General features: G+C 69.2%; 12 protein-coding genes, 3 tRNA genes and 1 pseudogene. 5 read left to right on the top strand and 11 right to left on the bottom strand.

The features are described from left to right. Nucleotides 1-211: 211 nt before the first annotated feature. From BJG92_RS12890 to BJG92_RS12860, 7 genes are all read right to left on the bottom strand, one after another. Nucleotides 212-715 (bottom strand): hypothetical protein, encoded by a 504-nt coding sequence (locus BJG92_RS12890; RefSeq protein ID WP_232084398.1) that lies wholly within the window; start codon nucleotides 713-715, stop codon nucleotides 212-214. Between the two features lie 111 nt (nucleotides 716-826). Further along, nucleotides 827-1,276 (bottom strand): hypothetical protein, encoded by a 450-nt coding sequence (locus BJG92_RS12885; protein WP_232084397.1) that lies wholly within the window; start codon nucleotides 1,274-1,276, stop codon nucleotides 827-829. A gap of 320 nt (nucleotides 1,277-1,596) precedes the next feature. Next, nucleotides 1,597-1,672, bottom strand: a tRNA-Phe gene (locus BJG92_RS12880). Nucleotides 1,673-1,720: 48 nt separating this feature from the next. Next, a tRNA-Asp gene (locus tag BJG92_RS12875) sits at nucleotides 1,721-1,794 on the bottom strand. A gap of 95 nt (nucleotides 1,795-1,889) precedes the next feature. Next, nucleotides 1,890-1,962: transfer RNA gene (locus BJG92_RS12870), tRNA-Glu, on the bottom strand. A gap of 147 nt (nucleotides 1,963-2,109) precedes the next feature. Beyond that, on the bottom strand, nucleotides 2,110-2,748 hold the full coding sequence (locus BJG92_RS12865) for an FMN-binding negative transcriptional regulator (RefSeq protein ID WP_232084396.1): 639 nt from the start codon (nucleotides 2,746-2,748) through the stop codon (nucleotides 2,110-2,112). A 54-nt stretch (nucleotides 2,749-2,802) separates the two neighbouring features. Beyond that, entirely contained in the window at nucleotides 2,803-3,405 is a 603-nt protein-coding gene (locus BJG92_RS12860; protein WP_232084395.1) for a LysE/ArgO family amino acid transporter, read from the bottom strand. A gap of 69 nt (nucleotides 3,406-3,474) precedes the next feature. On the opposite strand from BJG92_RS12860, the gene BJG92_RS12855 reads away from it, so the two are divergent. From BJG92_RS12855 to BJG92_RS12835, 5 genes are all read left to right on the top strand, one after another. Continuing rightward, nucleotides 3,475-4,356 carry an ArgP/LysG family DNA-binding transcriptional regulator gene (locus tag BJG92_RS12855; RefSeq protein WP_232084394.1) on the top strand — a complete coding sequence of 294 codons (882 nt, stop codon included), beginning with the start codon at nucleotides 3,475-3,477 and terminating at the stop codon, nucleotides 4,354-4,356. 97 nt (nucleotides 4,357-4,453) lie between these two features. Next, nucleotides 4,454-5,434 carry a DMT family transporter gene (locus BJG92_RS12850; protein WP_232084393.1) on the top strand — a complete coding sequence of 327 codons (981 nt, stop codon included), beginning with the start codon at nucleotides 4,454-4,456 and terminating at the stop codon, nucleotides 5,432-5,434. A gap of 21 nt (nucleotides 5,435-5,455) precedes the next feature. Next, nucleotides 5,456-5,893: a metallopeptidase family protein gene (locus tag BJG92_RS12845; RefSeq protein WP_232084392.1), complete on the top strand. Its 438-nt coding sequence runs from the start codon at nucleotides 5,456-5,458 to the stop codon at nucleotides 5,891-5,893. Nucleotides 5,894-5,902: 9 nt separating this feature from the next. Further along, nucleotides 5,903-6,835 (top strand): cation diffusion facilitator family transporter, encoded by a 933-nt coding sequence (locus BJG92_RS12840; RefSeq protein ID WP_232084391.1) that lies wholly within the window; start codon nucleotides 5,903-5,905, stop codon nucleotides 6,833-6,835. 199 nt (nucleotides 6,836-7,034) lie between these two features. Continuing rightward, the gene (locus BJG92_RS12835) at nucleotides 7,035-8,462 is read left to right on the top strand and encodes a C40 family peptidase (protein WP_232084390.1); all 1,428 of its coding nucleotides are present in this window, start codon (nucleotides 7,035-7,037) and stop codon (nucleotides 8,460-8,462) included. Nucleotides 8,463-8,482: 20 nt separating this feature from the next. Here BJG92_RS12835 and BJG92_RS12830 read toward each other — a convergent pair whose 3' ends face one another. The 4 genes and pseudogenes from BJG92_RS12830 to BJG92_RS12815 all read right to left on the bottom strand — a co-directional run. Then, complete coding sequence (locus tag BJG92_RS12830; protein WP_374199794.1) at nucleotides 8,483-9,400, bottom strand: ABC transporter permease; 918 nt, start codon at nucleotides 9,398-9,400, stop codon at nucleotides 8,483-8,485. After that, the gene (locus BJG92_RS12825; RefSeq protein WP_232084389.1) at nucleotides 9,390-10,418 is read right to left on the bottom strand and encodes an ABC transporter ATP-binding protein; all 1,029 of its coding nucleotides are present in this window, start codon (nucleotides 10,416-10,418) and stop codon (nucleotides 9,390-9,392) included. The genes BJG92_RS12830 and BJG92_RS12825 overlap by 11 nt, the downstream gene beginning before the upstream one ends. 40 nt (nucleotides 10,419-10,458) lie before the next feature. Continuing rightward, nucleotides 10,459-11,622: a hypothetical protein gene (locus BJG92_RS12820; protein WP_232084388.1), complete on the bottom strand. Its 1,164-nt coding sequence runs from the start codon at nucleotides 11,620-11,622 to the stop codon at nucleotides 10,459-10,461. Between the two features lie 137 nt (nucleotides 11,623-11,759). Beyond that, a pseudogene (locus tag BJG92_RS12815) lies at nucleotides 11,760-12,136 on the bottom strand (hypothetical protein); the annotation flags it as partial.

Here is a 12,136-nt window from a genome sequence, read left to right as displayed (position 1 = left end):
CAGAAATCACAGTGCGCCCGCCGCTGCCTGACGGTGCGATGGCGGGCATCTGCGGAATTGGGCCCGCTACGGGCTGAGGATCCTGGTACTCCATGAGGCACTCCCCCTTCTCTTTGAGACCACCCTAGCCTCTGCTTCCGACAACGTGGCAGGTTAGCGCAGGGAATGCCACAAAGTCGGGTGCCGCAGCGCGCTCTGCTGGCCGCCGGACTCAGCAGTTGGCCTGCAGCCAGGCATCGATCGGGGCGATGGGCTGATCGAACTCCTCGGTGTTAAACCGGGAAAAATCCTGCCCGGCGTCCTCCGCGATGGACTTCAGCTTGTCGAAGGAGTCCTTGAGTTCGGCAGGCACCCGCCCCTGCATGTTCGCGAGCGCCTCCTTGGCCTTCTCGACGTCGGCAGTGTCTTTCCCGGTGGCCGCCGCCATCGGCAGGACCAGCACGGACAGCACGGTGGCGCTCACGGCCCCGCACGCCTCGGCAATGGTGCCGAAGCCTCCGACTTCGCCGCCGCCCGGGGTGGTGGCCGGGCTGGCACCGGTGGACGACGGCGGCTGGCTGGAGGTTGCCGGGCTGGAGGTTGCCGGGTTCGCGCCAGCGGTGCTCGAGGGCAGGCCCGCCGGCACCGGACCGGAACAGGCCGCCAGGGCCACGGCCAGGAGCGCCGCCGCCGCGAACGAGCCACGGCTGCGTACCTGCGACGGGATGTGTCCCACGTTTGCCCCTTCACGGAATCCGGTGACACCTGGCAGGGCAAGGCTACCGCCGGAGGAACGCCGCTGAATAGGGCAGGGACGCCCCGGTGGCGCGGAGTTCCGCGGACCGCCCTACGTGCAGTTCGCCGCCAGCCAGCCCTGCACGGGGGCCATCGCCTCCTGGAGCTGGCCGCTGGAGAAGACCGTCTGATCCTTCACCCCGGCGACGGCCATCTGGCTGAGCTTGGTGAAGTCAGCCTTGACACTGTCGGGCGCCATCTCGGCGGTCCGGGCGAGCTCCGCTTTCGCCTTGTCCAATTCGGCGCTCTTGCCTTGGGCGGCCGAGAGCGGCAGCAGGGTTGCGCCCGTGGCCTGTTCGGAGATCATGGCGCAGGCCGCGGCCGCCGTCGGGAATTCACCGTCCGGGCCGGAGGACCTGCTGGGGCTCGGCGTAGCGGAGGCCGAGGCGGGGCTGGCGGGTGCGGACGGTGGCGCGCTGCTGGCTTCCGGCGCCGAGCAGGCGGTCAGCGCCAGGGAGGCGAAGAGGGCAGTCACTGTCAATGGGCGTGCAATATTCTTCAAGATCACGTTGTCGACTTCACTTTTCCGGTTGAGATTGCACCGCCGGCCCGTTCGGGCTGCTGGCGGTCGTGGCGTTCTTTCCCCAGCGTGCGAGTCTAGCCCTGCCGGCTGGGCCCGATACCCCGGGGAGCCGCGGCGCTTCCGTGGCGGGTATCGGGCCCCTTCGCGCACCCGGTTGCCGGAAATGGCCGCTTTGAAGCCGTCTTTGCGGCCATTTTGGGTCATCGGCGGGGCGACCGGCGGGAAACCGGTCCCCGGCGTAAAGTCGCCCGGCGTTAAAAGAGAAAAGCACCAGTTCCAGAAGAACTGATGCTTCCCAGTGGTGGCTCCGACCGGCGTCGATCCGGTGACCTTTCGATTTTCAGTCGAACGCTCTACCAACTGAGCTACAGAGCCTAGGTGACATGTCACCATGAGAGCCGGAATTTCTTCTGGCAATCAGAGCGACCCTGACGGGACTTGAACCCGCGACCTCCGCCGTGACAGGGCGGCGCGCTAACCAACTGCGCTACAGGGCCTTGCTATTTATTTCTTGTCTGCAGTATCGCTACCGCAATTTTTCAAGGCCTTTAGCCTACCAGACTTTCACATCCGGCCTGACCAGTTCCTTGCGTACCCCCAACGGGATTCGAACCCGTGCCGCCGCCGTGAAAGGGCGGTGTCCTAGGCCGCTAGACGATGGGGGCCAAGACTCAATTTGGCTCATCGGGGCAAAAATAAAGGGCCGGAGCCGTTCGTTTTTGTCCCTTCGAGTTGCTCCGAACTGGACTATAAAACTATAAGGGCAGACCCCCGGATTATCCAAAATCGGCAGGAGCCCGCCTTGGCGGCGCTCAGGGCCGCCGGGCCTGATCCTGCTGCGCCTGTTCGACGTCGCCTGCCGATTCCAGGTCACCCCTGGCGCGCAGGCCGCTGATGACGCCGCCAACGTCGGCAGCTGACCGGTTCTGGCTGAGCTTTCGCTTCGCTTCAATCCGCGTGATGCGAAGTTCGACGCCGACAATTGCCCGCAGCTGGCCGGCGATGAAGCGGGCGGGCGCGTCGTCCACGGTCCAGGGCCGTTCAGAGGATGCTTCATGCAATGCGGTCAGCCGCCGGACCAGGTCCTCCACCCAGGCCGGGTCGTCATGGATGACGAGCTCGCCGTAGACGTGCGCCGTGGTGTAGTTCCACGTCGGCACTACCCGGCCGTGCTCGGCCTTCGACGGGTACCAGGTCGGCGAAATGTAGGCATCGGGCCGCTGGATGATGACCAGGGATTCGCCCGCAGCAGGCAACAGCCACTGCTCGTTGTTGCGGGCAACGTGGCCCAGCAGCGCCCCGCGATCGCCCGCGTCCGGGTCATAGACGAACGGCAGCAGCGTCGCGAGCAGTCCGCGCTCCGTCGATGTCACCAGGTTCGCTGCTCCGGGGTTGGAGAGCAGCTCCGCTATGGCGCCCTGGCCGGCGGCGAAATGCGAGGGGACGTACATGGAAGTTTCCTTTGTGAAGATGTTGCGAAGTGCCGTGCGGAACTTCTGACGAGCTCAGGTTACGAGCATGACAGCCAGCGTGACCATGACCAGGGCGACGCCGCCGTCGAGGACACGCCAACTGCCCGGCCTCGCGAATACAGGCGCGAGGAACCGTGCGCCGGTGCCGAGCGCGGCGAACCACGCGACGCTGCCCAGTCCGGCTCCGGCGGCAAACCACCACCGCCCGTCCGCGCCGTGGGTTCCGGCCAGGGACCCCAGCAGCAGCACGGTGTCCAGGTAGACGTGCGGGTTGAGCCAGGTCAGCGCGAGGCAGGTCCCCAGCGCGGCCGCCCACGTTCCCTTCGGCCCGGCCGCCGGTAGGGAGGCCTGTGTTCCGCGGATGGCCCGCACTGCGGCCATCGCCCCGTAGGCCAGGAGGAAGGCCGCACCCGCCCAGCGCACGGCTTCGAGAACGCCGGGCGCCCGCTCAAGGAGGACGCCAACCCCGGCCACCCCCAGCACGATCAGCACGAGGTCGGACAGGGCGCACACGGCAACAACCAGCACCACGTGCGAGCGCTGGACCCCCTGCCGGAGAACAAAAGCGTTCTGGGCACCGATGGCGACAATGAGGGACAGGCCGCTGGCCAGGCCCGAAACAAGGGAGGGGATCACACAAGCCACGTTAGAGCGCATCCCAACATGAGACCAGTTAACAATTCTTGGTCAACATAAGATGAGCTAATGATCGACATCCATCCGGACCAGGCCCGGACGCTGGCTGCCATCGTGGCGCACGGAAGCTTCGAGGCCGCCGCCGGCCACCTCTCGGTGACGGCGTCGGCGGTGAGCCAGCGTGTCCGCGCCCTTGAGGTGGCCGTCGGCCGGCCGGTGCTGAAGCGGACCCGCCCCGTTGAACTGACCTCGTCCGGCCACGCGGTGGTGCGCTTCGCCCGGCAACTGGACATGCTCTCCGCCGACCTGGCCGCAGAGCTGCAGCCCGGCGCCCCGCCCTCCAGCGTCCGGCTGACCCTGGTCATCAACAGCGATTCCCTGCACACCTGGGCGCTGCGGGGCCTCGCTGCGGTAGCGGGAAAGGTCCAGCTGGAGATCCTGCGCGAGGACCAGGACTACTCGCTGGAACTCCTCCGCAGCGGCGCTGCAGCCGCGGCCATCACCACCACGGCCAAGGCGGCGCCGGGTTGTTCCTCCCGGCGGCTGGGCGTCATGCGCTACCTGCCGGTCTGCACTCCGGACTTCGCTGGAAGGTGGTTTCCCGGCGGGGCGAAGTCGGAAACGCTCGCCGCCGCCCCCGTCATCGTCTATGACCGCAAGGACGACTTGCAGGACAGGTATCTGCGGACAGTCAGCCGCAAGGCACTCCAGCCGCCACGGCACTACGTCCCGGCCGCCCAGGAGTTCGGCGACGCAATCCGTTGGGGGATGGGGTGGGGACTACTTCCGGAAATTGAAGTCTCGGGCGAACTGGCACGCCACTCACTGGTCGCCCTTGACCCCGCCGCGCACGTAAACGTGCAGCTGCACTGGCAGCAATGGCGGCACGGATCGGCCGCCCTCGACGCGGTCGCGGCGGCAATCCAGTCCGCCGCGCGCCCCCTCCGGTGAGCGGGCGGGGGCGGATGCGCGAACCATGGCAGGAACTCGACGAGAAGTGACCGATTTCCGCCAGCCGCCGGGCCGCGGGACCGACTAGATTTGCACCATGGCAACAACCGCCGCAACAGGCTCCCCGCACCCCGACAGCACGCAGGACAGCACCCACGAAGTGCCCTCCCGGTCCACCGCCCCCGTTTCCCCGAAAAAGCCCCTCCAGCCCGGCCAGTTCAGCCGGCTTGGCATTGCCGCCGTCGTCGTCACCGTGGTGCTCTGGGCGTCCGCCTTCGTGGGGATCAGGGCCGTTGGCCCCAGCTTCTCCCCCGGCGCGCTGACCCTCGGGCGGCTGGCGATTGCCGCCGTCGCTCTGGGCTTGGTGGTGCTGCCGAAACTGCGTGCGTTGCCGAAGGGGCGCGAGTGGTGGCCCATCCTGGCTTACGGCGTGATGTGGTTCGGCGGCTACAACGTCGCCCTGAATGCGGCAGAGCACCTGCTCGACGCCGGCACGGCAGCGCTCCTGATCAACGTCAACCCCATTTTGATCGCCGTCATGGCCGGCATCGTCCTGAAAGAGGGCTTCCCGCGCTGGCTGATCATCGGCAGCCTCGTCGCGTTCGGCGGGGTTGCGGTCATCGCACTCGGTTCGGGCCAGCGGTCGACGGCGGATGTCGCCGGAGTGCTGCTCTGCCTGTTGGCCGCCGCCCTTGCCGCGGTGAGTGTCATTGTGCAAAAACCCGTGCTGCGGAAGTTCCCCGCAGCCCAGGCCACCTGGTTCGGCATCGTGGTGGGCGCCCTCTGCTGCCTGCCGTTCAGCGGACAGCTGGTCACCGAGCTGCAGGCGGCCCCGCTTCCGGCCACGCTGGGACTGGTCTACCTCGGCGTCTTCCCCACGGCGATCGCGTTTACGACCTGGGCCTATTCGTTGTCCCAGATCGACGCCGGCCGCCTCGCCGCCACCACGTACCTGGTGCCGGGCACCACCATCCTGATCTCCTGGCTGGTGCTGGGCGAAATCCCCACCATCTGGGGCCTGATCGGCGGCGCCATCTGCCTCGTGGGTGTGGGGCTGACGCGGCGCAGGTCCCGTTAGGTTCAGCGCTAGAGTTCAGCTATGCCCGCTTCGCTGCCGCCCGGCCTCCCGATCGTCCCGGACAACCCGGACAACGGCGGAGATCCGGACCCGTTCCCGATGTCTGAATCTGACTTCGAGGCCGCTGTCACCGACGCCCTGGACCGGATCCCGCCGGAGCTGGCGAAGACCATGGACAACGTGGCTGTGTTTATCGAGGACGACTACACGCCGCAGCCCGGCGAGGACCCTGACACCGTCCTGTTGGGCCTGTACGAGGGCGTACCGCTGACCGAACGGGACTCCTGGTGGGATGCCGGCTCGCTCCCGGACCGGATCACCATCTACCGCAAGCCGATCCTGGCCATCTGCGAATCGCTCGAGGACGTGATCGATGAAGTCACGGTCACGGTGGTGCACGAGATCGCGCACCACTTCGGCATCAGCGACGACCGCCTGCACGAGCTCGGCTGGGGCTAGCCTTTAGGCATGGGACACCACCACAGCCACTCGCACGGCATATCGGCCACTGCCACAGGCACTGCCAAGCACCGCAAACGGCTCGTCGCCGTCCTGGGCATCACCCTCGCCGTCGTGCTGGTCCAGATCGTTGGTGCGGTGGTGTCCGGTTCCCTCGCGCTGCTGGCCGACGCCGGGCACATGCTTTCCGACGCCGCCGGCGTCTCGATCGCCCTGCTCGCCGCCTGGATCGCCGCGCGGCCGGCGAGCGACCAGCGCACCTACGGGTTGCAGCGTGCCGAGGTGCTCGCGGCGCTCGCGAACGCGCTGGTCCTGATTGTCATCTCGGTGGTCATCTTCACCGAGGCCATCCGGCGGCTCGGCTCGGCACCCGAGGTGCATACCGACGTGATGCTCTTCGCCGCCGTCCTCGGTGCCGCCGCCAACCTGGTCTCGCTGTTGATCCTGCGCGGCGCACAGAAGGACAGCCTCAATGTCCGCGGCGCCTACCTCGAGGTCCTGGGCGATCTTCTCGGGTCCTTCGCCGTCATTGCGGCGGCCGTCGTCATGATGATCACCGGATACGCGGATGCGGACACCATCGCCTCGATCGTCATCGCGTTCATGATCCTGCCCCGGGCCTGGCATCTGCTCCGGGACGTGGTGGATGTCCTGCTGGAGGCCACCCCCAAGGGGGTGGACGTGCAACTGATCCGCGAACACATCCTGGCGGTGGAAGGGGTGGTGTCGGTGCACGACATCCACATCTGGACCATCACGTCAGGGGTGCCGGTATTCTCCGCGCATGTGGTGGTGGAGGACGGGGCGCTCGGCGCGCGCGGCGCGGACCGGATGCTGGACAAGCTTGTCAGCTGCCTGGGCTCGCACTTCGACACCGAGCACTGCACCTTCCAGCTGGAACCTGCAACCCACGCCGAGCACGAGGCGCACCAGCACGCCTGATCCGGCGGCCGCCGGCGACACGCCGGGCCGACTTGTGACGAAATGACACTGTTGTTGTTTATGTTACTAATGGGATCATTGTTGCCAAAGTGACATTTGGCACGTAGCCTCGACCCTGCTGGGGGATCAGCAGGGGGCGTTTCCACGCGCCAAGACATACCTCGCCCGCACCAGCCCGACACCGCAGCGAGGTTTTCCCATGATTTGGACCGGATCCGGCCACAAGACAGCCGTGCTCTGCGCCGCCGTCGTGCTCCTGGCAGGGCCGGCCCTGCCGGCTCAGGCGGCGCCGCTGTCACCGGCCCCGTCGGTCCAGCGGCCGGCGTCCCCCGAGATTCCTTCCCCGGCTGAGATTGCGGCAGCCAGGTCCAGTGAAAGCGCGACGGCGGCGCAGGTCACTGTGATCGACCGGCTCCTCGCGGACGCCTCCGCCACGCAGGAGGCCAGCCTGGCGGCGACCCTGCAGGCGAACAACTCGTACGGGGATGCCCTCGTGGAACTCCGGCTCCGGCAGGACGCAGCGGCCGTCGCCGCCGCCAGGGCTGCCGCCGCCGGCGCCGAACAGCAGAGGACGCGCAGGCAGATCGGCCAGCTCGCCGGCGAGCTGTACCGCAATGGCGGACTCAATCCGGCGCTGAGCGGCCTCGTCAGCGGCGGAGGCGACCCGCTGCAGCAGGCTGCCACGCTCGAAGCCGTGACGGCGGGCCGCACCCGGGCTTTCCAGTCCGCGGAAACCGCCGCGGCCGCCGCGGATTCGCTGACGGCTGCCGCCGCCGAGGCCAACCGCGCCGCCGATGACGCCGCCAGCACGGCTGAGGACCGCAAGCTTGACGCCGAGCGGGCCAGCGATGCCCAGCGGACCGCAGTTTCCGAGGCCAAGGTTCAGCGCACCGCACTTGTTGACCAGCTCGCCAGCCTGAAGAACACCACCGCCGACCTGGAGTCTGCCCGCGTGGACGCCCTGGACCGCCAGCGCCAGCGGGACCGGCTGGCTGCGGTGACGGCCGCCGCGGGGCAACTTCCGGCCGGGCAGCCGGGCCCGGGAAACCAACCGGCTCCAGCGCCCGCCGCGCCGGTGCCGCCGGTTGCCCGGGCGGCCCCGGCAGACCCGGCGGCCGCGCCCGTTCCGGCGCCCGTCGCTCCCGCTCCAGCTCCTGCGCCTGTTCTGCGCGGCCCCGAGCCAGTCGTTCCCGCGCCGGCGCCCGTCGTTCCCGCTCCCCGTCCCGTCGTTCCCGCTCCTGCGCCCGCCCCGGGCGGCTCCAACCAGACGGCCATTTCGGTGGCGCTGGGCAAGACCGGCGCGCCCTACTTCTACCAGTACGGCGGAACAGGGGCCCAGGGTTTTGACTGCTCGGGCCTGGTGCAGAACGCCTTCGCGGCAGCCGGAAAATACCTGCCCCGCACCGCGGCCCAGCAGTTCGCCCAGGCGCCCGTGCACGTGCCGCTTTCCCAGGCGCAGCCGGGCGACCTGCTGGTCTGGGGCTCGGCACCGGGTTTCTACCATGTGGCGATCTACCTCGGCGGCGGGCGCGTGGTCCAGGCGCTCAACACGGACGCCGGCATCACGGTGACGGATCTGGCCGCCATGGCCGCGATGCAGCTGCACCCCGTGGCCGCCCGGTACTGAAATTCCCGCGGCAGGGGGGCCTAGGAGAGCACGTCCTTCGTGACGAACCGGCCGTAGGCGAGCGCCCCGAAGACCGCTACGTAGCCGGCCTGGAGCACGGCGTTGGTGGCAAATGAATCCCAGGCGACGGGCTGGCGGAGCAGATCGGCGAAGTCCAGCCAGTAGTGGCTGAACAGCCACGGGTGCAGCCACTCCAGCTGCGGCAGGGCGTCGAGGACCTGCGAGACGACGGAGAGCACCACGGTGGAGGCCATCGCTCCCACCGGAACATCCGTAAGTGTTGACATAAACAGCCCGATCGCCGAGAGCCCCAACAGGGAGACGGCCAGGTAGGCGGCGATCAGGAGCAGCCGCAGCAGCGCCTCCCCCGCCCCGATGGCGTCACCGGAGAGCAGGGTCACCGGACCCACCGGGAACAGCGACGCCCCGATCCCGGCACCGACCAGCGCCACCACGAGCGGGGCCACGACGGCGAACACCGCGGCGCCGCCGTACTTGACGAGCAGGAGCCGGACCCTGCCCGCGGGCGCCACGAGCAGGTACCGCAGGGTCCCGAGCCCGGCCTCGCCGGCCACGGTGTCCCCCGCTACGACCCCTACGGTAAGCGGCAGGAACAGCGGAACGGACACGAGCATCGCCGTGACGCCAACGAACAGTCCGTTCTGCGTGATCCGGTCCAGGAACGCCGGGCCGCGTCCGGCGGGCACGGCGGAGGACACCCGCACGGCTACGGCAATCAGGATGGGAATGGCGGCCAGGGTACCCAGCATGGCCCAGGTCCGGCGGCGGCGGAACAGCACGCCCAGTTCCGAGGCGAACAGCCCCCCGCCCCAGGTGCGCCGGACGGCACGGGGCCCGCCGGAGGGTTTCCCCGGAGGTGTGGCAGGTGCGTCGGCGGCCGGGGCTGCAGCACTCGCGCCGGGGGTTTCACTGGACAACGTCGAACCCCTCCCCCGTCAGCGCCACGAAGCGCTCCTCAAGGCTGACCTGCTCGGTAGCGAAGCCCCGGACCCGGACCCCGGCCGCGACCAGGGCCGCGACCACTGCCTCCGGGGGGACGCCGCCGTCGCCCGAACCTGCGCGAAGGGGCGCATACAGCACGTCGCCGTCGCTGCCCGACGCGTCTCTGGCCGGACCGTCGCCGGTGGGCCGGGAGCGGCCGGCCGGCGTAGCGCCGTCGACCGTCAGCCCCAAGCCCACCAGGACCTGGGCGGCGGCTCCGGCGTCGGGCGTCAGCACCCGAAGCCGCGCCTGGCCGGCCTGGCGCAGCTCAGCGAGGGTCCCCTGGGCCACCAGCCGGCCGGCGCTCATGATGGCCGCGTGGGTGCAGATCTGCTCCACCTCGGCCAGCAGGTGGCTGGACACAAAAACGGTGACGCCGTCCTCGGCCAGTGAGCGCACCAGGCTGCGGACTTCCCGGGTGCCCTGCGGATCCAGGCCGTTAGTCGGTTCGTCCAGGACCAGGAGTTCGCGGGGGGCCAGCAGGGCATTGGCGATGCCAAGCCGCTGCTTCATGCCCAGCGAGTAGGCCCGCACCTTCTTGTCCGCGGCGTGGCTCAGGCCCACCCGGTCGAGGGCGTCGCGGACGCGTGCCTTCCGCGTGGCGGCCGGAACATGAGGGTCCGCTGCGTCGAAACGGTGCAGGTTGGCGGCGCCGGACAGGAACGGATAGAACGCCGGGCCCTCCACGAGGGCCCCCACCCGGGGCAACACCTCGTGCAGGTGCCGGGGCATTTCGCGGCCCAAAAGCCGCACGGAGCCGGCGGTGGCCGCGGACAGGCCGAGCATGAGCCTGATGGTGGTGGTCTTACCCGAGCCGTTGGGGCCCAGGAATCCGAAGACCGAGCCGGTGGGCACTGCCAGATCGATGCCGTCGACGGCCAGTTGGCGGCCGAAGCGTTTGCTGAGACCGGTGGTCTCGATGCTCAGTTCAGTTGTGTGCGCGACGGCGGTCACCCGGCAGTCATTCCGGGCTCGCCATGGCCCGCACCGGGTGTCATCCGAGCCCGGCGGCAGCCTGAAGCCGCGCGAGGGGAACGGCGCCGGCGAACATCCGCCCGTCGTCGAGGATCAACACGTTCACCAGCGACGTGGAGATGAGGCGGCCGCCGGGGACCGCAACGGCTGCCTGCTCAAGCAGCGACGCCGCTCCGGTCATCGGGCCGCCGGGCAGGGCGGGATCGGCCTGCGCCGGATTACCCGCCGCGGGGTCGGGCATCGGGGCCTGGCCGGCAGCCGTGCCGGGCATTGCTGCCGCACCAGCCGGGAACTCCAGTACCGACTCCCAGCCGGTTCCGGTAACGGTGGGCCGTTTCGCGCCCTTCGCCTCCGGAGCCGTGCCCGACGGCGGCGTGGCGTTGGCCTTACGCTCCGGAGCCGGAATCTCCGTCACGGTGGCCCCGGCCGGCGGGGTGAATGCGAACATGGCGGCATCGGGGGCCTGCAGCGTAAGGCTCGTGAAAGCCACCTTGAAGGCAGGTTCAGCCTGTCCTCGCGCATTCAGCTCGACGCCGAGGGGCAGTCCGCTCGTGCCGTCGACGGAGATCGCGATGGAATCCACCAGGGTGACCGCGGACTTCGGGGTCAGGACCAGGTTGTACGCGGCCCGGCCGGCGACCTGGACGTCAGTGCCGACGCTCACGTCGGTGGTCGCGTCGAGGGTGGCCAGCAGCCTGGCAGCGAGATCCTCGGGGGTCGGCACGGGACCGGCGGCGGCCTTGTGGTGGTCACCCGCACCGGCGGGCAGCTGGGTGTGGGCTGCGGTGTTGTCCTTGGAGTTGTAGAACCAGAGCTCGTTGCCGCGCCGGACGGCGTTGCGTTCCGCCATCTTGTCCAGGACCTGCACGCGGGCGTTGTCGGGCCCGTCGAGGTAGACCCGGGCGGTATGCGGTCCCGTGAGGAGTTCCAGCCAGGCCGCGTCGGAGGACACTCCGCCCGGCCCCGTCTTGGGAAGTTGCGGCAGGCCGATGTCCGAGGTCTGCTCCAGGGTTCCTGAGAGGGACTTTTCGTTGTGCTGGGCGATCATCAGCAGCACCTGCTGCGGCGTCTTGGCCGGCAGGGGATCACCGGCGCTCGCGGGTAGGGAACCCACCAGCACTCCGGCGGCAATCATCGCGGGGACGGCCACAGCGGGCACCCAGCGCAGCCATTTGCGGGTCACAGGGACCGCGCTCCAACATTGCAGCTCATGAATCAACACTACGCCTGCATTGTGCCAGATTCACCCCTCCGGCTGTGGTCAGCGCCGGAGACCGGCTGCACGGCTGCGGCCGGGGCTGCGGCCGGGCTGAGGCCGGGCTACGGCAACACGGAGAGGGTCAGCTCGACCGCGCCCAGCAGAAGGGCCAGGACGGACGTGCCGAGGCCCGCGACGAGCAGGAGCCCTGGATGGGCAAACGCCAGCACCACGCGGCGCAGCCGAGGCCTGCTGCGCAGAAACTTCTTGGGCACCCGGGTCCGCGCCGGTTCCTGTTTCCAGCCGCGCAGCCGGCGGAGGAACCAGGCGCAGCGGATGATGAAGGCCAGCCACAGCACGGACACCACGAGGGGAACGGCTGCCAGCAGCAACTGGAAACCCACCGCGGTGACTTCGCGCTCCGAGGCGCCAACGAGGGACTGGATCGTTGTGGAGATGGAGGCACTCATCACCACCGACACACCCCAGACCAGGAACG

It is taken from the genome of Arthrobacter sp. SO5, from assembly GCF_020532805.1.
Lineage (GTDB): Bacteria > Actinomycetota > Actinomycetes > Actinomycetales > Micrococcaceae > Arthrobacter.
This window is presented reverse-complemented; position numbering and strand designations above follow the sequence as displayed.

Coding starts and splice junctions, on each gene's coding strand:
- BJG92_RS12865 (WP_232084396.1), bottom strand. CDS start 2,748: ATGTACGTCCCCTCGCATTTCGCCGCCGGCCAGGGCGCCATAGCGGAG.
- BJG92_RS12850 (WP_232084393.1), top strand. CDS start 4,454: ATGGCAACAACCGCCGCAACAGGCTCCCCGCACCCCGACAGCACGCAG.
- BJG92_RS12845 (WP_232084392.1), top strand. CDS start 5,456: ATGCCCGCTTCGCTGCCGCCCGGCCTCCCGATCGTCCCGGACAACCCG.
- BJG92_RS12840 (WP_232084391.1), top strand. CDS start 5,903: ATGGGACACCACCACAGCCACTCGCACGGCATATCGGCCACTGCCACA.
- BJG92_RS12835 (WP_232084390.1), top strand. CDS start 7,035: ATGATTTGGACCGGATCCGGCCACAAGACAGCCGTGCTCTGCGCCGCC.
- BJG92_RS12855 (WP_232084394.1), top strand. CDS start 3,475: ATGATCGACATCCATCCGGACCAGGCCCGGACGCTGGCTGCCATCGTG.